This is a genomic window from Leisingera sp. UBA4491 (assembly GCF_002388965.1).
Classification (GTDB): domain Bacteria; phylum Pseudomonadota; class Alphaproteobacteria; order Rhodobacterales; family Rhodobacteraceae; genus Leisingera; species Leisingera aquaemixtae.
Window position 1 is genome coordinate 270,490 of record NZ_DGNN01000028.1, and the last position, 20,721, is coordinate 291,210.

20 protein-coding genes are annotated in these 20,721 nt (G+C 62.1%); 3 read left to right on the forward strand and 17 right to left on the reverse strand.

What is annotated here, in order from left to right:
* Positions 1-15: 15 nt before the first annotated feature.
* Positions 16-294 (reverse strand): hypothetical protein, encoded by a 279-nt coding sequence (locus B2P87_RS17640; protein WP_141891978.1) that lies wholly within the window; start codon positions 292-294, stop codon positions 16-18.
* A 536-nt stretch (positions 295-830) separates the two neighbouring features.
* Here B2P87_RS17640 and B2P87_RS17645 point away from each other — a divergent pair.
* Positions 831-1,019 carry a hypothetical protein gene (locus B2P87_RS17645; protein WP_141891977.1) on the forward strand — a complete coding sequence of 63 codons (189 nt, stop codon included), beginning with the start codon at positions 831-833 and terminating at the stop codon, positions 1,017-1,019.
* Positions 1,020-1,076: 57 nt separating this feature from the next.
* Here B2P87_RS17645 and B2P87_RS17650 read toward each other — a convergent pair whose 3' ends face one another.
* Complete coding sequence (locus tag B2P87_RS17650; protein ID WP_141891976.1) at positions 1,077-1,811, reverse strand: Crp/Fnr family transcriptional regulator; 735 nt, start codon at positions 1,809-1,811, stop codon at positions 1,077-1,079.
* Between the two features lie 153 nt (positions 1,812-1,964).
* Here B2P87_RS17650 and B2P87_RS17655 point away from each other — a divergent pair, with 153 nt between their 5' ends.
* On the forward strand, positions 1,965-2,207 hold the full coding sequence (locus B2P87_RS17655; protein ID WP_141891975.1) for a hypothetical protein: 243 nt from the start codon (positions 1,965-1,967) through the stop codon (positions 2,205-2,207).
* 386 nt (positions 2,208-2,593) lie between these two features.
* Here the strand turns inward: B2P87_RS17655 and B2P87_RS17660 are convergent, their stop codons facing one another.
* The 15 genes from B2P87_RS17660 to B2P87_RS17725 form a co-directional block, all read right to left on the reverse strand.
* Positions 2,594-2,959: an SAM-dependent methyltransferase gene (locus B2P87_RS17660; RefSeq protein ID WP_333867904.1), complete on the reverse strand. Its 366-nt coding sequence runs from the start codon at positions 2,957-2,959 to the stop codon at positions 2,594-2,596.
* A gap of 169 nt (positions 2,960-3,128) precedes the next feature.
* Positions 3,129-3,209, reverse strand: coding sequence for an SAM-dependent methyltransferase (locus B2P87_RS20030; RefSeq protein WP_244940834.1), 81 nt, complete (start codon positions 3,207-3,209; stop codon positions 3,129-3,131).
* Positions 3,210-3,268: 59 nt separating this feature from the next.
* Positions 3,269-5,899: a nitrate reductase gene (locus B2P87_RS17665; RefSeq protein ID WP_141891974.1), complete on the reverse strand. Its 2,631-nt coding sequence runs from the start codon at positions 5,897-5,899 to the stop codon at positions 3,269-3,271.
* Positions 5,899-6,231, reverse strand: coding sequence for a nitrite reductase small subunit NirD (nirD, locus tag B2P87_RS17670; RefSeq protein WP_141891973.1), 333 nt, complete (start codon positions 6,229-6,231; stop codon positions 5,899-5,901). The genes B2P87_RS17665 and nirD overlap by 1 nt, the downstream gene beginning before the upstream one ends.
* Complete coding sequence (nirB, locus tag B2P87_RS17675; RefSeq protein ID WP_141891972.1) at positions 6,228-8,669, reverse strand: nitrite reductase large subunit NirB; 2,442 nt, start codon at positions 8,667-8,669, stop codon at positions 6,228-6,230. Before nirB ends, nirD begins: the two co-directional genes overlap by 4 nt.
* Before the next feature lie 4 nt (positions 8,670-8,673).
* Positions 8,674-10,356, reverse strand: a complete 1,683-nt coding sequence (locus tag B2P87_RS17680) for an ABC transporter ATP-binding protein (protein WP_141891971.1) — start codon at positions 10,354-10,356, stop codon at positions 8,674-8,676.
* A gap of 6 nt (positions 10,357-10,362) precedes the next feature.
* Entirely contained in the window at positions 10,363-11,436 is a 1,074-nt protein-coding gene (locus B2P87_RS17685) for an ABC transporter permease (RefSeq protein ID WP_141891970.1), read from the reverse strand.
* 85 nt (positions 11,437-11,521) lie between these two features.
* On the reverse strand, positions 11,522-12,889 hold the full coding sequence (locus B2P87_RS17690) for a CmpA/NrtA family ABC transporter substrate-binding protein (RefSeq protein WP_141891969.1): 1,368 nt from the start codon (positions 12,887-12,889) through the stop codon (positions 11,522-11,524).
* Positions 12,890-13,154: 265 nt separating this feature from the next.
* Positions 13,155-14,333 (reverse strand): CmpA/NrtA family ABC transporter substrate-binding protein, encoded by a 1,179-nt coding sequence (locus B2P87_RS17695; RefSeq protein WP_141891968.1) that lies wholly within the window; start codon positions 14,331-14,333, stop codon positions 13,155-13,157.
* A complete protein-coding gene (locus B2P87_RS17700; RefSeq protein ID WP_141891967.1) occupies positions 14,330-14,914 on the reverse strand; it encodes an ANTAR domain-containing response regulator in 585 nt (194 codons plus the stop codon). The genes B2P87_RS17695 and B2P87_RS17700 overlap by 4 nt, the downstream gene beginning before the upstream one ends.
* 525 nt (positions 14,915-15,439) lie before the next feature.
* Positions 15,440-16,168: an amino acid ABC transporter ATP-binding protein gene (locus B2P87_RS17705; protein WP_141891966.1), complete on the reverse strand. Its 729-nt coding sequence runs from the start codon at positions 16,166-16,168 to the stop codon at positions 15,440-15,442.
* Positions 16,165-16,821 (reverse strand): amino acid ABC transporter permease, encoded by a 657-nt coding sequence (locus tag B2P87_RS17710; RefSeq protein ID WP_141891965.1) that lies wholly within the window; start codon positions 16,819-16,821, stop codon positions 16,165-16,167. Before B2P87_RS17710 ends, B2P87_RS17705 begins: the two co-directional genes overlap by 4 nt.
* Positions 16,822-16,824: 3 nt before the next feature.
* The gene (locus B2P87_RS17715; RefSeq protein WP_141891964.1) at positions 16,825-17,541 is read right to left on the reverse strand and encodes an amino acid ABC transporter permease; all 717 of its coding nucleotides are present in this window, start codon (positions 17,539-17,541) and stop codon (positions 16,825-16,827) included.
* Between the two features lie 72 nt (positions 17,542-17,613).
* Positions 17,614-18,477 (reverse strand): amino acid ABC transporter substrate-binding protein, encoded by an 864-nt coding sequence (locus tag B2P87_RS17720; RefSeq protein WP_141891963.1) that lies wholly within the window; start codon positions 18,475-18,477, stop codon positions 17,614-17,616.
* A gap of 34 nt (positions 18,478-18,511) precedes the next feature.
* The gene (locus B2P87_RS17725; protein WP_244940833.1) at positions 18,512-19,558 is read right to left on the reverse strand and encodes a D-cysteine desulfhydrase; all 1,047 of its coding nucleotides are present in this window, start codon (positions 19,556-19,558) and stop codon (positions 18,512-18,514) included.
* Between the two features lie 129 nt (positions 19,559-19,687).
* Between B2P87_RS17725 and B2P87_RS17730 the strand changes: the two genes are divergently transcribed.
* Positions 19,688-20,575 (forward strand): LysR family transcriptional regulator, encoded by an 888-nt coding sequence (locus tag B2P87_RS17730; protein ID WP_141891961.1) that lies wholly within the window; start codon positions 19,688-19,690, stop codon positions 20,573-20,575.
* The last annotated feature ends 146 nt before the right edge of the window (positions 20,576-20,721 follow it).

The window sequence follows — 20,721 nt, forward strand, 5'->3', positions numbered from 1 at the left end:
AAAAGCGCCGCGTCGCTATGATTGATGTTTTGTGTCAAATCCGCTGTCGCGGCTTTGCGCAGTTTCCAAGTCATTCTGGGTGATCAGGCGCAACTCGGTCCGGCCTGCACGGCCGCCCCTGCCATGGACCAGCAGATAGGTTGCTGCGGTCCGGTAGGCCACGAAGCTGAGCCCCTGAATAAGCTCTTCTTCCACGATGACTTCGTAGGCTCCGGCAGGAAGTTCGTCTTCATAACCGGCCAAGGAAAACGGATGGGAAAACGTCACCGTCAATCTGGACGACCGTGTGTTCATCCTGGTTCTCATTGAATTCCTGTTTGGCTTTTTTGGATGCCTCTGCCGCAAAGAGGCTTCCTGGGATCTTCAGGGCGTGATCCCGGCAAAGCTAAGTATCATCAAAGACCTTAAGGTGGGCGCGACGTTCACGCACTGATCGATGTTAGCGCCTTTCAGGTTTTCAAGTTTTGCCGGTACCAAGCGAGACTGCGGCTGCCTGGAGCGGCCAGTCCCACCCCGCTGCCGATCTGCGTCGAGGTAATGCAGTCACTAATGCACTGACGCGCACGCGCGCAGGCATAGCCTTTATCCACGACTTGTTTCTCAGACGAGCGCAACCGGCCTGTGCAGAGCCCCCGAACCGGGAAGCCGCTAGCTAACCTGTGTCAGTACATGCAGGCCCTATCCCGGATAGGAAGACTAAACCGGCGCCTTATTTTGCTGGTGTGTGATTGTTTTCGAGTGCCAAAGAAGCGCGGGGTATGTGCAGGTCCAAACCGGTTCGGCACATAGTTCGCGCTTCTTATTCTCGGAGACCTCTGAAAGGAAATGAAATGACACCCGAAACAAGATTGCTTTCTGTGAAGCTGGATTCGGTACGGGCAGCTTGCGAAAGAGCCTCTGCCGGACCGAAGAAAGACGCGGCTTGGAAACATTACCGTCTTGCGGAAAAGGCGCACAGCGATGAAAACCATACCGAAATGTACAGGGAGCTTGAGGCAGCGAAACAAGTTCTCGCGTAACCTCCCCGTTTTGCTCCCGCTCCCCTGCTGCCCGGGCTTCACCCAAGGGCGGCCGTTTCATTTCAGAAGCGGTCCAGTCTGATCCAGGTACGCCGGATCGAAATCCGCCAGCACCATGAGCCTGTCAATGTCTCCGAACTTCACATAGCCCCTCTGGAAGGTGACCAGTTCCCGTTCCCGAAGCTGACGCAGAACACGATTAACATGGACTGCGGTCAATCCCAGAGCGTCGGCAAGATGATACTGGGTCAAGGGGCAGGCATAGCCCTCCTTGCTCCCCAGTCCGACGAACGCCAGCCGCGCACCAAGTTCCAGCAGAAAATGTGCCATTCGCGCATCTGCGTCGCGGCGCCCCAGCCCGACAAGGTGCTCGACAACCATCGCTTCATCCCGGGACGCCGCCCAAAGTATGGCTGCCGCCAACCTCGGGGTGTCGGCCAAAGCACTTAGCAAGTCACCTGCCATAACCTCGGCTGCTTCGATCTCCACAACAGGCTCGATGCTATGGTCAGAAGTGCGCAGCAGAACGCTGCGCAATCCCAAAAAATCACCCGGTATCTGAAAGTCGACGATCTGGCGCGATCCCTCCGGCTGGATCTTGTAGGAGCAGGCCCAGCCCGAAGCCAGAATGTAGGCGGCTTGTCTGGGCTCTCCCTGATGCACAAGGTCACAACCTGCCGCAAAGGTTTTCCGGCGCTGATGCAACTGAGCCAGCACAGCCAGTTCATCTTCTGACAACACGGCAAATGCCGATAGCTTCCTTGCGAGCGGGCTTTCTTCGATCGAGTTCATAACCCCTCCTGAGCTGGCCCGGTGGTATTGAGCACCGCAGGTCACCGGGACTGCTTTGGATCAGTTCGGCCTGCTTCGTTTCCTGCGAGGGTAATGAAGATAACCTCTCTGTCAGCTTATCATGGCACGCAATGCAGGAAAGGAAGGGTTGAAATGTCCGAGCGGACCGACTGTGCAGGAATGGCCGCGCTATCGATCTGCGAGGCATTGCTGCTGGCAATGAAAGACCTTCAGGTACTGCCTGAGCATGAAGTCATTGGTGTTCTTCGTGATGCCGCGGCATTTCATGATAACGCGGGTGGAACGGGAACTGATGCGGTAAGTCACCAAGCTGCTGCGTCATTAATCCATCAGATTATTGCCAACGGGAATCCCGTCCGGCAACCTCGAAGATAACTCACGCGGCCGAGTCATGACCGGGTTCCCTCCTCATCGGGAAGACAGCTCCCAAAACGCTTGAGCATCAGAAGGCTAAGTTGTGGACTCATTCAGTTCCAAAGCCGGTAGCAACAAGGGCTGCAAGCGCGATTGCTGTCCTTCGCCATCGTGACGGCCTTCGCCGGTACAGCATGACCAATAACGGCGCCAAGCGATCGTTCTGAAACGGATACGCCCCGTGATCCCAATGCATGAACTCCGGGAATTTCATCGTTGCTGGCCGCGTTCTGTACCCTCTTCGAAAGCTGGCCGAACAAGGCTTCAGCAAGCTCTGAAACTTCCGCAAAACCGCAAGCCTCTGCACCAAGACAGCCGGGAGCACTCCGGGCGTCGCAGAAGTCACATCACTCCACCTCAGGTTGCACCGTATTCTGGCATAACCTGATTGTCTGGAGGGGGGGCTGCCCGGATCCGAGCTTTGGATATCTGACGACAATTGCTGCGCAGCCAAAGGTTTCGTACAGTTCCAGCATTTCCGGAAGCATTCTGAGGCCGCAAGACACTGTCCCGGCAGCCGGCTTGGAAACATCCACAGCTATCGTGACAGGAGTCGAGGGAAGCATGCCCTGGCGGAGCAGCCCGTCGCGTTCGGTCAGGGGAGTGCCTGTCTGCGCAGCGGCGGCACAGGCGGCGGTGATCCCGGGAACGATCTCCGCATCGATGCCGGCATCGCGTGCGGCGGCCGGCTCTTCAGCAGCGCGGCCGAAGATACTGCCCCCCCGATTTCAGGCGCAGAACCCGGCGGCCCTTCAATGCCTCTGCCAAAATGACCGCGTTAATCCTGTCCTGCAGTCAGTCATGGGCGCCGGCGTGTTTGCCAACAAAGACCCTTTTTGCCGAAGGCGGGCCAGTTCCAAGACCTCACCATCAACGAGGCGGTCAAAAAACCGTGTCAGCCTGCTGCAGTCTTTGCAATGCGCCAAGCGTCAGCAGGTCGCGTGCGCCGGGGCCTGCCCCCACCAGAGCAAGTGAACCCGGTGCGTTTCAAGTTTCAGGGGGAGCTGTCATCAGGAGCCGTCCTATTCCGCGGCCTGCCGGAACTGGCGCCGCGCTAGCAATTCAGCGATGTCAGGACGGCAGGAGCCGCAGTTTGTTCCCGCGTGCAAGGCAGTGCCGACGTCCGCAACGCTCACCAGCCCGCCGCTTTGGATGGCGGTCAAAATGGTGTTGGCCCCGACGTTGAAGCAGGCGCAGACCACCGGGCCGGGGTCGGGCCGGTCTGCTGCCGGAATGCCGGTCAGAACACCTTCCGCGCTGGTGCCCGGCAGTCCCGCCATGTAGTCCCGGCTGACCGCCACCGGGTCCGGCGCGGTGAACAGCGCTGCCATGACCTTGCCGTTATGAAACAGCGCCAGCCGGGTACTGCCTTTGCCGCTGTCTGTCATTAACTGCACCCTGGCCTCGGGCTGGGCGAACAGATCCCGTGCCGCGGCCTCCGGATCAGCAAGCGGAGACACCCCGGCCAGTTCTGCACGGTACCCGGCTGCCGTGCGTGCCATGGCCCAGTACTCTGACCGGGGAGCCATCGGCCGACAGGATACGGCAAACCCGTACCAGGCCGGCTGCCAGCGCTCCGCCGCGACGACGGCGGCCTTGCTTTCCGGCTGCCCCGAAACAGGATCAATGGCAGCGGCGACAAGGGTGTCAACACGCGCCGAAGGAGCGGTTTCGCCGGTCCAGTGGATCGGCACGAACAGATCGCCAGGCTGCACATCGCCGGTGATCCGCGCGCGCAGGATCGCCTGCCCGTGCGGGCTGCTTAGGCGCAGCAGGTCAGCGGGCTGTACTCCCAGCCGCTGGGCGTCCTCCGGGTGGATATCGGCAAAGGGTTCGGCCAGATGCCCTGAAAGGCGGGCGGCTCGTCCGGTGCGGGTCATCGTGTGCCACTGGTCGCGGATACGGCCTGTGTTGAGGCGGAACGGATACTGGCGGTCCGGCGCAGACGCCGGAGGGCGCCAGCGGACCGGCAGCATGCGGGCCTTTCCGTCCGGGTGAAAGAACTGCCCGTCCGCAAAGAACCGGCCGCCCTGCCGGTTCCGGCTCACCGGCCAGCGGACCGGGCCCAGGCTCTCGTAGTCAGAATCGGATATGCGGCTGAGGCCGGAAATGTCGAAATCCAGCCCGAAGCTGCAGGCCAGGCCAGACAATGCGGCATGCTCCCGGAAGATCTGCGCCGGAGACTGGTAATCGAAGGCTGCACTCCCGCCCATCCGCCTGCCCGCGTCTGCCAGAATGTCCCAGTCCGGGCGCGCTAGGCCCGGCGGCGGCAAGACAGCGCGCTGGCGGCTGATGGTGCGGTCCGAATTGGTGGCGGTGCCATCCTTCTCGGCCCAGGCGGCGGCAGGCAACAGCACATCCGCCAGCCGCGCGGTGTCGGTTGCCGCGGTGATGTCGCTCACAACGGTGAAGTCGCAGGCCTTGATCGCGGCCCGCACGGCACCGGCCTCAGGCATGGTGACGGCGGGGTTGGTATGGATGATCCACAGCGCCTTGAGCCGCCCGTCGCCTGCCGCGCGGAACAGGTCGACCGCCTTCAGCCCGGGCCGGTCCGGCATTGCGGGGGCACACCAGAATTCCTGCACCGCCGCGCGGTGGCTGCGGTTTTCCAGATCCATATGGCAGGCCAGCATATTGGCCAGTCCGCCAACCTCGCGCCCGCCCATCGCGTTCGGCTGGCCTGTCACCGAGAAGGGGCCGCAACCGGGTTTGCCAATGCGGCCGGTTGCCAGATGGCAGTTCAGGATCGCGTTCACCTTGTCCGTACCGGAGGTGGACTGGTTCACTCCCTGGCTGAAGATGGTCACCACCTTTTCAGTGCCCATCCAGAGGCGGCAGAAGGCTGCGATTTCGCTGTCAGACAACCCGGTGACGGAGGCATCGCTCGCAAAGGCGGATTCCAGCGCGCCTCCCAGCCCCTCCACATGCTGCAAATACTCCGCGTCCAGCGCGCCGCCCTCATAAAGCGCGGTCAAAAGCCGGTTGAACAGCGCCACGTCGCTGCCTGCCCGAAGTTTCAGATGCATGTCCGCCTGATCGCAGCTCGCCGTGCGGCGCGGGTCGATGACCACCAGCCTGGTGCCGCGCTTTTCGCGCGCGGCGAGGATGCGCTGGTACAGAACCGGGTGGCACCAGGCGAGATTGGAGCCCGCGAGGACGATCAGGTCCGCCTGGTCGAGGTCATCATAGGTGCCAGGCACCGTGTCGGTGCCGAAGGCGCGTTTGTGGCCCGCGACGGTGGAGGCCATGCACAGGCGCGAGTTGGTGTCGATATTGGCGGAGCCGAGGAATCCCTTCATCAGCTTGTTGGCGACATAGTAGTCCTCGGTCAGCATCTGGCCCGACAGGTAGAACCCGACGCTGTCCGGGCCGTGCCGGTCCACCGCCTGCCGGAACCTGGCGGCCACGAGGTCCAGAGCACTGTCCCAATCCGTCTCCTGACCGTTCACTTGCGGGGCCAGCAGGCGGCCCTCCAGCCCCAGCGTCTCCCCCAGCGCCAGCCCCTTGGAGCAGAGCCGCCCGCGGTTGGCCGGGTGGTCCGGGTCGCCGCGCACCGACAGCCCGCCCGCGCCGTCCGGGCGCAGCAGCACGCCGCAGCCGGTGCCGCAATAGGGGCAGGCGGAGCGGGTTTCCCGGCAATCCGCACCGGGCATCACGCGGCGCTCCGCTTGCCGATTGCATCCCCGTCGATCAGCAGGCGTCCGCCGTTGACCTGTACCGGGTAGGTGCCGATCCGGCCTTCATCTGCTCCCTGCGCCTGGCCGGTGTTCAGGTCGAACACCCAGTTGTGCAGCGGACAGGTGACGCTTTGGCCGTGCACGATGCCTTCAGACAGCGGGCCGCCCTTATGCGGGCAGCGGTCATCGGCGGCAAAGACCTCGTCCTCTCCGGTGCGGAACAGGGCGACGCAGCCCATGGGGGTCTTCACCACCCGCGCGCCCTGCAGCGGGATGTCGTCGATTTGGCCGATGTCGATCCAGTTCATTCCGCAGCCTCCAGTGTGAGATTGGCAAGCGGCGCGTATTGCGCCCGCGTGGTGCTGTTCTGTGCGTGCTCCGCCCAGGGATCCTTGCGGTAGACGGATTGCGACAGCGCAAACCGCTCCGCCAGCGCCCTGCGGTTCTCAAGGTCGTCGACGATCTGCGCCTTGACCCAGTCAAGGCCGACCCTGGCCAGCCATTTGTAGATCCGGTCCAGATAGCGGGCATTTTCGCGGTAGATCTGGGTCATAGCAGAGATCACCTCGACCGCCTCCTCCTCACTCGTCACCTTGCACAAGACCTCAGTGCCCTTGATCTCCATCCCCGCAGCGCCGCCGACGTGAATCTCGTAGCCGCTGTCGACACAGACGACGCCGATATCCTTGCAGGTTGCCTCGGCGCAGTTGCGCGGGCAGCCGGAGACCGCAAGCTTCAGCTTGTGCGGCGTCCAGGACCCCCACAGGTGTTTCTCCAGCTTGATGCCCAGCCCAGTCGAGTCCTGGGTGCCAAAGCGGCAATGGTCGGTGCCGACGCAGGTCTTCACCGTGCGCAGCCCTTTGGAATAGGCATGGCCCGAAACCAGCCCGGCGCGGTTCAGATCGGACCAGATGCCGGGCAGGTCCTCACCCCTGACACCCAAGAGATCAATGCGCTGGCCGCCAGTGACCTTGACCGTCGGCACGCCGTATTTGTCGGCGGCATCGGCGATGGCGCGCAGCTCGTCCGGGGTGGTGATGCCGCCCCACATCCTCGGCACCACGGAGAAGGTGCCGTCCTTCTGGATGTTGGCGTGCTTGCGTTCGTTGACAAAACGGCTTTGCGGGTCGTCCCGGTACTCCAGCGGCCAGTCCGCCAGCAAGTAATAGTTCACCGCCGGGCGGCAGACATGGCAGCCGTTGGGGGTGGTCCAGCCCAGTTCCTGCCAGACCGCGGCCTGGCTTTTCAGCTCGCGGCTTTTGATCAGGCGGCGGACGTCCTCGTGGGTGTGGCTGGTGCAGCCGCAAACGGGCTGGGCCTGGGGCGCCGCGTAGTTGTCGCCCAGCGTCACCGACAGGAGCTGTTCAACAAGCCCGGTGCAGGTGCCGCAGGAGGCGCTGGCCTTGGTCGTGGCGCGGATCGCGCCGAGGTCGCTGGCGCCGCCTTCGATGGCGCTGGTAATCTGTCCCTTGCAGACGCCGTTGCAGCCGCAGATCTCCGCCTCAGGCGGCAAGGCTGCAACGGCTGACAGAGGGTCCGCGGAGGCCCCCCCCTGGAAGGCCGGGCCGAAAATCAGCGTTTCGCGCATCCCGCTGATGGGGGTGCCGTCCTTGATCAGCCCGAAGAACCAGCCGCCATCGGCAGTGTCCCCGTACATGACGGCGCCGACCAGCCGGTCGCCTTCAATGACCAACCGCTTGTAGATGCCGCGGGCGGGATCGCGGAACACGATATCCTCGCGCGTCTCGCCTTCCGCGAAGTCCCCGGCGCTGAACAGATCGCAGCCGGTGACCTTGAGCTTGGTGGCCAGTTCCTTGACCGCAAAGGCATTCGGCCTTCCCAAAAGGCTGTCCGCCAGAACCTTGGCCTGATCATAAAGCGGAGCCACCAAGCCAAAGAGATGGCCGTCGAATTCCACACATTCGCCCACCGCATAGATATCCGGGTCGGAGGTCTGCATCTGCGCGTTCACCTCGATGCCGCGCGCCACATCCAGATGCGCGTCGGTGGCAAGCCGGGTTTCCGGGCGGATGCCCACCGCCATCACCACCAGATCGGCACCAAGCGTCTCGCCGCTTTCCAGCAGCACCGCCTGGGCGCGGTCCTCGCCCAGGATCGCCTTGGTCGAGGCCCGGGTCTTCACGGTGATGCCGCGCGCCTCCAGATCCTTGCGCAGGAGATAACCCGCGGCCTCGTCGAGCTGGCGCTCCATCAGGTGGCCCGTCAGGTGCAGCACGGTCACGTCCATGCCGCGCTCCTTGAGCCCTGCGGCGGCTTCCAGACCCAGCAGGCCGCCGCCGATCACCACCGCCTTGCCGCCCTTTGCGGCGGCCTCGATCATCGCGTTGGTGTCGTCCAGATCGCGGTAGGAGATCACCCCCGGCAAATCGTGACCCGGCACCGGGATGATGAAGGGGGCGGAGCCGGTGGCGATCACCAGCTTGTCATAGGGCACATGGCCGTTTTCGCCTTCGACCACTTTCATCTCGGGGTCGATCTTCACCACATGCTCGCCGAAGCGGCAGGTGACGCCGCGCTCCGCGTACCACGCGTCCGAATGGGTGACGATCTCCTCATAAGTCTTTTCGCCCGACAGCACCGGGCTCAGCATGATGCGGTTGTAATTGCCGCGCGGCTCGGCGTTGAACAGGGTAATGTCATAGGCCCCGGGGGCTGCATCGAGCAGATGCTCGATCACCCGGCCGGAGGCCATGCCGGCCCCGATAATGACGAGTTTCTGGGTCATGGTCTCACTCCGCTGCTATCTTGTCTGCGGCCGGTTTGGCGGCGGGTTTGGTCCCGTGCTCGTATTCTTCGAGGAAATCGAGCACCTCCTGCCGGTAGGCGTAGTAATCCGGGTGCTCCAGCAGCGCCTTGCGGGTGCGCGGGCGCGGCAGGTTCACGTCGGTGATCTTGCCGATGGTGGCCTGCGGGCCGTTGGTCATCATCACCACCCGGTCCGCCAGCAGGATTGCCTCATCCACGTCGTGGGTAACGCAGATGGCGGTCACCTTGGTGCGGCTCCAGACCTCCATCAGCACTTCCTGCAACTCCCAGCGGGTGAGGCTGTCGAGCATGCCGAAGGGTTCATCCAGCAGCAGCAGCTTGGGCGAAAGCGCAAAGGCGCGGGCGATGCCGACCCGCTGCTGCATGCCGTTCGACATGGCGCTGGCGGGCTTGTCCATCGCGTCCGCCAGGCCGACGCGCTCCAGGTAGTATTCGACCACGTCCTGCCTCTCCGCCTGGGACGCCTTGGGATAGACCTTGTCGACTCCGATGGCGCAGTTTTCGCGGGCGGTCAGCCAGGGAAACAGGTTGGGCGACTGGAACACAACGGCGCGCTCCGGGTCGGCGCCCTCGACGTGGCGGCGGTCCAGCTTGATCGCCCCCTTGGAAATCGGGTTCAGCCCGGCCGCCATGGTCAGCACCGTGGACTTGCCGCAGCCCGAGTGGCCGATCAGCGAGATGAATTCGCCCTTGTTGATCTTGAGGTTGAAATCCTCGACCACGGTCAGCGGCCCCTTGGGCGTCGGATAGATCTTGTGCAGCTGCGAGAAATCCAGAAAGCGTTCTTCTGTCAGCGACTTCGAGGCTTCGGCCACGGCAGCAGGCAAACCGTGGATCGGGGTCACGTTCGGCAGGATCTTCGAGCCTTCGATCCTGGCCTTGACCCCCACGTCCATCAGGTAGGAAGTGACCTCTGCCCGCAAGCGCTTGATAGTCTCGTCCGTGTTAATGGCGGAACGGTCGCGCGGACGGGGAATGGTGACTTGGAACGCCTCTCCCAGGCTGCCGTCCGGGTTCAGGGCGATGATGCGGTCAGCCAGCAGGATCGCCTCGTCCACGTCATTGGTGATCAGCACGCAGGTCTTCTTGTCCGCCTCCCAGATCATCTCGATCTCCTCCGCCAAATTGGCGCGGGTCAGCGCATCCAGGGCCGACAGCGGCTCATCCAGCAAGAGCACCTCCGGGTCCATCGCCAGGGCGCGGGCCACATTGACCCGCTGGCGCATGCCACCCGACAGTTCTGCAGGGCGGCGGCTGGCGGCATGGCTGAGGCCGACCATTTTCACATAGCGGTTCACCTTCGCCTGTTTTTCCGCCTTGGGCAGGCCGGGAAACACGGTGTCCACCGCCAGCGCAACATTGCCGCTCACCGTCAGCCAGGGCATCAGCGAGTAGCTTTGGAAAATCACGCCGCGCTCCGGACCGGGGCCGGTGATTTCCCTGCCCCGATAGGAGACGGTGCCCTGCGACGGCCTCTCCAGCCCGGCCATCAGGTTGATCAGGGTTGTCTTGCCGGTGCCGGAGAAGCCCAGCAGCACAAGGAACTCGCCCTCCTGAACACTGAGGCTGATGTTTTTCAGAACTTGCGTGCGGCTGGTGCCCTCGCCAAAGCTCTTGGAGACATATTTGAATTCAAGAATGCTCATGGCGGATCACCGGTTGTTCGTGAAGGTAAACAGCGACTGCAGCGCGTACATCACCCGGTCCAGCAGGAAGCCGATGAGGCCGATGGTCAGCACCGCAACGATGATCCTGGCCAGCGACTGGCTGGAGCCGTTCTGGAATTCGTCCCAGACGAATTTGCCAAGGCCCGGGTTCTGCGCCAGCATCTCTGCCGCGATCAGCACCATCCAGCCGACCCCTAGCGACAACCGCAACCCAGTGAAGATCAGCGGCAGGGCCGAGGGCAGCACCAGCTTGGTGATCTTGGTATAGGTGTTCATTTTCAGAACCTTGGAGACATTCACCAGATCCTTGTCGATGGAGGCCACCCCCAATGCGGTGTTGATCAGCGCAGGCCACAGCGAACACAGCGTGACAGTGATGGCAGAGACCAGGAACGACTTGGAAAACAACCCGTCGTTGGTGGCATAAAGCGCCGAAACAACCATGGTCACAATCGGTAGCCAGGCCAGCGGCGACACTGGTTTGAAAATCTGCACCAGCGGATTGATGGCAGCGTTCGCAGCCGGCGACAAACCGGCCAGAATGCCCAGCGGGATCGCCACGGCGGCGGCAATCAGGAAGCCGAAGAAGACGGTCTTTATCGAAGTCCAAATCTGCTGGTAGTAGGACGGCGCGCCGGTATAGGGAATGTCCTTGACCCGTTCCGGCTGGCCGCGGTCGATAAAGCGCTGGTTGCGGGCCTCCACCTTCTCTTGGTGGGCGCGCTCCTTGGCGGCCTTGGCCTGCGCATCCTGGTGCAGGTTCACCGCTTCGGTCCACACCGCACCCGGGCCGGGAATGGCGCCCAGCGAGGTCTGAACCTTGGGTGCCAGCATGGCCCAGAGCATGAGGAAGCCGGCAATGGCGATGACGGGAACTGCCAGCAGCCGCCAGATTTCCTTCAACTGCGCCTTGGGATTGTCCCCGGCGGCGGCTTTCAGCACGGGGGTGACCCAGGCCAGGCCAAAGACCTGAAACCAGGCGTCCATCTTGCTGATGCGGGTAAAAAGCCGGGCGCGGCGGGCCTCGGAGCTGAGCGGGTCGGGATCGGCGATCGTCATGGTGTCATCCTCTGATGCGTGCGGGGTGGGCGTGGAGCGGCGGCGGCCCTTGCCGGGTTACTGCCCCCTGCCCTCCTGTCCGGGGTCAGCCCTGAATGGCACTGCCGACGACGGTTTGGCCGGCCTTCAGTCCGATCGGCAGGCTGTCGATATAGGCGTTGGGCGCTTTGCCATCGAAGGGGATGCCATCGATGATGTCCTCTGCGGGCGTCGGGGCCTTGTAGCCATCGCTGTCCCAGGGGAAGTCCTCGGAACTGGCAAGCCCCTCATCCACCAGCATTTTTGCGGCTTCGAGGTAGATCTCCGGCTTGTAGACCGACCGGGCGACCTCGTCATACCAGCTGTCGGGCTTGGCCTCGGCGATCTGCCCCCAACGGCGCATCTGGGTCAGGTACCAGACCGCATCCGAGTAGAACGGGTATGTGGCGTTGTAGCGGAAGAACACGTTGAAATCCGGAACATCGCGTTTGTCGCCCTTCTCATACTCGAAGGTGCCGGTCATCGAATTGGCGATCACCTCATAGTCCGCGCCGACGTAATCGGGGCGCGACAGGATCTCCACCGCTTCCGGGCGGTTGGCGTTGCCGTTTTCATCCAGCCACATGGCCGCACGGATCAGCGCCTTGACGATTGCCAGCGTGGTGTTCGGGTTTTCCTCGGCGAATTCCGCGGTGATGCCGAAGACCTTTTCGGGGTTATTCTTCCACAGCTCGTAGTCGGTGATGACCGGCACTCCGATGCCCTTGAACACAGCCTGCTGGTTCCATGGCTCCCCCACGCAGTAGCCGGAGATCGTGCCGGCCTCCAGCGTCGCGGGCATCTGCGGCGGAGGCGTCACCGACAGGAACGCCTCGGCGCCGATCTGCCCGGTCACGTTTTCAGGCGAGTAGTAGCCTGGATTAATTCCGCCGGCCGCCAGCCAGTAGCGCAGCTCATAGTTGTGGGTGGAGACCGGGAAGACCATGCCCATGTTGAAGGGCTTGCCCTTGGCGTTGAAGTCCTCGATCACCGGCTTCAGGAAAGAGGCGGAGATCGGATGCGCGATCTTGCCGTCAGCATCCGTGGGCAGGTTCGGTTTCATCATCTCCCAAACTTCGTTGGAGAGCGTGATGCCGTTGCCGTTCAAATCCATGGAAAACGGTGTGACGATATGCGCTTCAGTGCCGTAACCGATGGTCGCGGCCAGCGGCTGGCCTGCCAGCATATGGGCGCCGTCAAGGGTGCCGCCGATCACGCCATCCAGAAGGACCTTCCAGTTCGCCTGCGCTTCGAGCGTGACAAACAGCCCCTCGTCATCGAAAAAGCCCTTCTCATAAGCCACCGCCAGCGGCGCCATATCCGTCAGCTTGATGAAGCCGAAAGTCAGCACGTCCTTTTCCATCTCCAGTGTTCCGGCCCAAGCCGGCTCGGTCAGGGCAGTCGAGGCCGCAAGCGCCATTATAAGTGTCTTCATCGGGTTGGTTCCTTTTCCTAGCTGCGCCCCGCCCAGGGGACGGAACAGAAAAAAGCCGCTGACACGCACCGCCAGGAGGAGTGGCGGCGGGTCGAGCGGCTTTGCTCAGTGAAACCCGGTCTTCGGGAAAATTCTCAGTCAGGCTCCGTTGCCTGTCTGACTTCAGACTGCCGGAAGACCCGGCCTGCGCCAAAGGTTTCTTTGCTCGCGCAGCATGAAATTCTGCGTTGCAGCGTTGCAGCGGGGCAAGCTGCCTGCTTTTTCATCAGTCCGCGGCCATGGGATCAAAAACACGGCCATCAAAGAACCGGTTCGGCAGCAGCCTGACCGCTTCCGATTCTCCTGCGGCCAGCAGCGGGGCGCCGGTTGCGCCTTCCAGTTTCGACGAGGCGCCGGGCAGGTCCGCACCGGTCCCGGCCAGGGCGGTGCGGTATAGATCGCTGCGGAAGACCGGCCCGGCCAATTCCAGCGCCCTGTGCCGGTCGAGGCCAGTCCGTTCCGCCAGTTGCAGCGCAATCCATTGGGCTTGTCTGCGCCAGGGAAAGCCCGCGGCGCCGTCATGGAAGCCGATAAATCCGGGGACTTCACGCTGCAGCCCCTGGGGCGTGACCGTGAACTTGCCCGACAGCGCGCGTTCGATGATTTCGGCGGGCAGATCGAGATACTGCCGCGCGGACAGGATTTCCGCCGCCAGCCCGCGGGAAGCCGGGTCGGCCAGCCAGCGGCCTGCACGCCACAGGGTCCGGATCAGGCGGCCGGTCAGTCCGGGTTCGGCCTCTGCCCAGGTACTGCGGACGGCCAGCACCTTTTCCGGCGCAAAGGACCAGATCGCCCGACCGGGCAACAGCAGCGCCCCCGCGCCATTTTCTACCGCGATGGATCCCCAAGGTTCGCCAACGCAGAACGCGTCTATTTCACCGCTTGTGATGGCATCGGTCATCAGCGGCGGCGGGACGGTGCGGATGCTGATGCCGCGGCCGGTGTCAGCCGCCAACCCTTGCAGCCAGTAGTGCAGCAGTTCCATATGCATGGAAAAGGGAAACGGCACGCCAATCCGCAGGCCAGGGCCGGCTGCGGCTATCAGTGCCTTTCCGGCGGATGCGGCATCATCGAAGGAAAAATTGTGCCCTGCATCGGCAAGTCTGCGGGCCAGGCTGCTGCTGACGCCAATGACGGTGCCGTTGACGGACAGCACTGACAGAACAGAGAATGGCGCGCTGGCGCCGCCAACGCCAAGCGCCGCGGCGACCGGCACCGGCGCGAGCATCTGAGCGGCATCCACCTGCCCGAACGCCAGCATGTCGCGCAGGGAAGACCACGAGGGCGCGCGGTGCAGCTCCAGACTCAGCCGTTCTTCGGCGGCAAAGCCCATTTCCTGTGCGGCAATCAGCGGCGCCGCATCAGTCAGCGGAACATAACCGGCGGGGATGCGTGTTGCGCTCATGCCAGCAGCCCTGCCGCGGTGACCAGCGCCAGCGCGACCTCCGCGACGCGCTTGTTCTGGTCCATCGCGGCCTTTCGCAGCAGCGCGTAGGCTTCGTCCTCGCCGATGCCCCTGGCCTTCATGACCATCCCTTTGGCGCGGTCGATGACCTTGCGTTCTTCCAGGGCCCGTTTGGTTTCTGCAAGCTCGGTGCGCATGCGCTGAAACAGCCGGAAACGCGCGATGGCTGCGTCCAAGACCGGTTTCAGCCGGGCGGCCTGCAGCCCGTCAACCACGTAAGCCGAAACCCCGGCTTCAACAGCGGCCGCAGTCATGCCGTCTTCACTGCGGTCCACAAACATCGCCACTGGCCGGTCCTTGGGGCCTGAGGCCAGCGTCAGTTCCTCCAGCACATCGCGGGAGGGGTTGGCGATGTCGATCAGCACCACATCCGGGTCACGCATCTGTATCTGACGCGCGAGGCCTGAAGGTTCCGAGATGACCTGAATGTCAAATTCCCCGGCGTCCCGCAGCCCGTCCACAATCATGAAGGCGCGGTCACCGTCGGTTTCGACAACAACAATGGACAGGGCATCGGGCATGCGGCAGAGCATGAAAAGGGTGGAAGACGGCTGTAAAGGCTGCAGGTATGGCGCAATTTTACAACAGCCCGTTGGCGCCGAAAATTTGAGCTTACTGCCCGAGCTTTAAGCAGGGAGGAGACACACACTGGCGGCAGCCAAAACGCCGGCTTTAATGTCCGCAATGGGTGATATGTGCCTACAGCGGACATGTGCGAGCTTCCTGTCTGCATGTGCGGCGAATGGCAGGCTTGCCCCCCGTGCCGATATTGCCGCCGTTGCCCCTCCGGGTGTTTGCTAACGCAGCATCCGCTCGCAGGCGCGGCACGCTCACCGCTGTGTTGCAGCCAATGCCGCCAGACCGGGCATTCAAATCAGCCTGAAGTGCAAAATGTAATCCGCCCTTTTCGCCGCGGCCGATCTCGACAAAGACGACGTGGAAGAAGTCTTTTCCGCACAACACGTCAAGACGGCTCCCAGCAGGTCTCTGTCCGGGCGTGCGCCAAGTGCTGAAGGCACCTTCGGGCGCAAGCCCGCCGGGCAAGCCTAATGATTCAGAATCTTGCTCAGGAAGTCCTGTGCCCGTTCGCTTTCTGGATTACCGAAGAACTCTTCCGTGGCGCGGTCTTCGACGACCCGGCCGGCATCCATGAACACCACCCGGTCCGCCACCTTGCGGGCAAAGCCCATCTCGTGGGTGACAACCATCATCGTCATACCGTCCTGCGCCAGTTCAACCATCACGTCCAGCACCTCGTTGATCATCTCCGGGTCGAGCGCTGATGTCGGTTCGTCAAACAGCATCGCAATCGGGTCCATCGCCAGCGCCCGGCTGATTGCCACCCGCTGCTGCTGGCCGCCAGACAGCTGCCCGGGAAACTTCTCGATATGCGGCAGCAGCCCGACCCGGCTGATCAGGGCCTCGGCCTTGGCATTGGCCTCGTCGCGCGACCTGCCCAGGACCTTCTGCTGGCCCAGGCACAGGTTTTCGCGCACGCTCATGTGCGGGTAGAGCTCAAAGTGCTGAAACACCATGCCGATCCGCGAGCGAAGCCTGGTCAGATTGGTGCCCTTGGCGGTGACATCCGCATCCTCCACCAGGATGCGGCCCTGCTGCACCGGCTCCAGCCCATTCACGCATTTGATCAGGGTCGATTTTCCCGAGCCGGACGGCCCGCAGACAACCACCACCTCGCCCTTGCCGACATGGGTGGTGCAATCGGTCAGCACCTGAAAGTCGCCATACCATTTGGAGATGTTTTCGATGCTGATCATGCGGTTTTGGCCTTCTGAAGGCGCCGGACAAAAAGCGAGCCGGCGAAGCAAATGGTGAAGTAGACAAGGGCTGCGAAGATGTACATTTCCGCCAGCCGGCCCTCAGTGCGGGCGACGATTGAGGAAGCGGTCATGAAGTCGCGCAGGCTGACAACAAAGATCAGGCTGGTGTCCTGAAACAGGATGATACCCTGGGTCACCAGGATCGGGATCATGTTGCGGAACGCCTGCGGCAGAACCACATAGCGCTGAATCTGCCAATAGCTGAGTCCTGTTGCCTGCCCGGCATGCACTTGCCCCTTACGGACCGACTGAATGCCAGCGCGGATGATTTCCGAATAGTAGGCCGCCTCAAACATGACAAAGGCGATCAGCGCCGAATAGAATCCGCCGATCGGGCGGCCCAGGGCCAGAGGCACCAGGAAGTAGAACCAGAAGATCACCAGGATCAGCGGCACCGAGCGGATCAGGTTCACATAGCCAGCGGCAGCCAGAGCCAGGGGCATGATGCCGGAAAGCCGCATCAGTGCCAGGCCGGTGCCCAGGATGATGCCCCCAATAACCGCCAGCAAGGTGAGCCATAGCGACAGCTGCAGACCCTGCCACAGAAAGGGAAGATTATTCCAAATGACGGAAAGATCGAAATCACCCATGGCTCAGTCCTTTCCGACATAACCCGGGATACGGGTATATTTTTCAAGCGTCTGCGCGATCACCGTCGCGCCAAGCGCAATAACCACATAAATGACCGTTGCGGCGGTGAAGGCTTCGAACCCCTGAAAGGTGTATTCCGCGATCTGCTGGCTTTGCGCAGTCAGCTCCAGAAGCCCGATGGTGAGCGCCAAGGAGGAGTTCTTGAAGATGGTCAGGAACTCGGACGTCATCGGCGGCACGATCAGCCGGAAGGAAATCGGCAGCAGCACATAGCGGTAGGTTTGCGCAGTCGAGAAGCCGTTGGCGTAGGCCGCGCTGGTCAGGCCGGGACCCACAGCGTTGATCCCGGCGCGGACCTGTTCCGCAACGCGGCTGGCCGTATAGAGGCCCAGGCCGATCACAGCGGTGACATACTCGGGGTTTGGCATATCCCGCTTCATCCAGCGGCCCAGATCGTCCGGGACGATCTCGGGCATCACGAAATACCACAGGAACAGCTGCACCAGGAGCGGCACATTGCGGAAAAGCTCGACATATGCGGTGCAGAGGGTGGCGACGGGCTTTGACGGCAGTGTGCGTCCGACACCTACTAGCACCCCGACGGCCAGTGCCAAAACCCAGGCTGCAAGCGCGACCGCAAAGGTCCAGCCCACCCCTGATATCAGCCAGCCCAGGTACTCCTCCTCAAAGAGGACGCCCCAGTTCCAGTTGTAGTTCATGATTGTTTACCCTGTTGAAGGTGCCGGGCCCCGCAAGCGGCGAAGGCCCGACCGTGCAAGCGCGGGAAGATATTATTCGGGCAGCGCGTTGATCTGGAACGCGGCCTTCAGCAGATCGGTCTGCGCAACGCCCAGCGGATCGAACCACTTAGAATAGATCTCGTTGATCTCGCCTGAGCGGAACACTTCGGCCAGGGCCTTCTTGCCCACCAATTCAAAGGCGCTATCGTCGCGGCGCACCATCAGCGCATAGGGGTCGAAGGAGAGGAAATCGCCAACGACCTCAAATGAATCGGGAGTTTTCGACTTGGCGATCAGCCCGAACAGCAAGATGTGATCGGTTGCATAGACATCCACCCGGTCAGTTTCCAGCGACAGCATGCCCTCGGCATGGTCGCGCACCGGCAGCACCTTCACGTCCAAGCCCAGTTCTTCAATTGCCGCCTTTACCGCGCGCTCGTTGGTGGTGCCCTGCGCCAATGCCACGGCTTTGCCTTCCAGATCTGCAACCGAGCCAATCCCCGCCCCTTTGCGCACCATCAGTTTGGTTCCGGTGATAAAGGTGGTGGGCAGGTATTCCACCTGATCCTGACGCGTAAGGTTGTTGGTGGTTGAGCCGCATTCCAGATCAATTGTGCCATTGGCCATCAGTGCGATCCGGGTTTTCGGATTCACCGGCACGTATTTGATCGACAGTTCCTTGCCCAGTTCCGCAGACACCGCATCGACCACTTTCATGCAAAGGTCGATCGAATAGCCAACCGGTTTCTGGTTTTCATCAAGATAGGCAAAGGGAACCGAGCTTTCGCGATGCCCGAGGACGATCTCGCCCGAGGCATCAATCTTGGCCAGGGTTCCCGTGCGTTCCTGGGCGGCGGCCGGGGCCGCCAGGGCCAAAGCAAAGGCCAGGGCGGCGGCTGGTTTCAGAAGTTTCATGTTTTTCTCCCTATTGAATTGTCTTGTGCTTTTGTTAATCCTGATAGCCCGGCAGACCGAAGATACCGGGGTATCCAAACAGCGCTGCGCTGCCGCCGGTATGAAGGAACACGATGTTATCCATGCCGTCGAAATAACCCCTTCGGACTTGGTCGATCAGGCCGTCGACTCCCTTGCCAGAATAGACCGGATCAAACAGAAGCCCCTCCAGCCGGGCCAGCTTCAGAAGCGCCGCGCGCATACCCTCGGTCGGCAGCCCGTAACCCGGCCCCACATAGTCGCAATTCGCCCGAACCGACGCCCGGTCGATTTCGGCCCCCATGCCAAGGTAATCCATGGTCTTGCAGGCCAGATCAAAGACCATGCTCTCCTGTTTCTCCTGCGGCGCCCGCACGCCGATCCCAAGCAGGTGAATGTCACTTGCAAGACCTGCAAGCCCCGCCACCAGCCCCGCCTGAGTTCCGGAACTGCCAGTGGCATGAACCAGCGCGTCGACCTTCAGCCCAAGCGCTCCGGCCTGCTCCTCCAGTTCGGCGGCGCAGTTCACATACCCCAGCGCGCCAACGCGGTTGGAGCCGCCGCCCGGAATTATATAGGTCTTGCGGCCCTGGTCTTGGAGCGCGCCAGCCAGGGTTTCCATCTCGGCATTCATGTCGGCACCGCCGGCCCGCTTGGAGATGGTTGCGCCATGCAACTGGTCCAGCAGAACATTGCCGTTGAAGTTATAGGCCACGTCATTCGACCCGGTGCGGTCCTCCAAAAGGATTTGGCAATCCAGGCCCAGCTTGGCCGCCGCCGCCGCCGTCTGGCGGGCGTGGTTGGACTGGGTGGCTCCCTGGGTAATAACCGTATCGGCACCGAGTTTCAGCGCTTCTGCCATCAGAAATTCCAGCTTGCGGGTCTTGTTGCCGCCAGAGGCAAGACCGGTGCAGTCATCGCGCTTGACCCAGATGCGCGGCCCGCCCAGTTCTTCGCTCAATCTATCCAGAGGTTCCAAAGGGGTCGGCAGATGGCCCAGCCGCACGCGCGGGAAGTTTCCAAGTGCGCGCTTTACAAGCGCAAGGTTGCCACCCCCGGCCATTGTGTCTTCTGTCACTGCGGTGTTCATCGAATACATCCCTTTTGCGTATTTTCAGTAAGGCTAGACGCTGGAATGGCCGTTGAATAATGCAAACATTGCAGCCTACTCATACATATTGTATGAGCAGACATGGATACCCGCCTTTTCGAAGACGCTTTGATCCTGCTGGAGGAGCGCAGCCTGACTGCCGCGGCAGCACGCAGGAACGTAACACAACCAGCCTTTTCCAGGCGCATACGGGCCTTGGAGCATTGGATTGGCAGAAGCTTGCTGGTGCGTGAGGCCAACCGGGTAGAGCTGTCTCCCACATTGCTTCAAAGCGAGCCACAGATCCGGGCGCTGCTGGCACATTTAAGGCAATTGCATGGGCATCTGAAGAATTCGGAAGGCATTGGCGAACCGCTGGTGCTGGTAACGCAGCACTCGCTGTCAGTGTCTGTTGTTCCGGAGATTCTCCGCAAATTCCGCAACAGCGGCCGGACGCCGCAAATCCGGCTGCGGACGCAAAACCAGGTATCTGCCATGTCCACGTTTCTGCGCCACGAAGGCGACGTGCTTTTGAGCTATGAGTACCGTGAACTGCCGCAGGTACCTTTTGACGACACTGTTGACCGTTATGTCTGGCGGCGGGACACCCTGCTTCCCGTCGCCGGCGGCGCGCTGCGGCATGATCTCCTGGAAGGCCAGATACTGCCGCCGGATGCTCCCTGCATTGATTATCCTGCCGAAAGTTTCTTTGGACAGATTTTAACGCTGCATCAAAACAGGGCTGAACGCGCCTGGACGGGTACGCCGGCAGTGGAAAGCGCATTTTCGGTGGGGATTTCCCAGATGGTTCTTGAAGGAAGCGGCGCCGCCTGGGTGCCTCACTCCATCATTCAGAACCACATCATTTCCGGTGATGCTGTCATTCTCTCTCCAGAGTACGGCCGTCTGCCGCTGGATATCGTCCTATATACCCATGTATCCAATCCACGCGGGGCACATTTCCGGAAAACAGTTGCTGACTTGGTTTGACGGAAGCTCGAAACGCCTGCGGTGGCCTGTAGGCGGCGGTCTGCGGGCGGCGGAAAAACCGGCCAGTTTTGGCCCTTTCTGGTTTCAGGGAGGGCGGGAGCATTTTCACCGTGAAACTTTTTCGGTGTCCGTCGTCAGAGATTTTG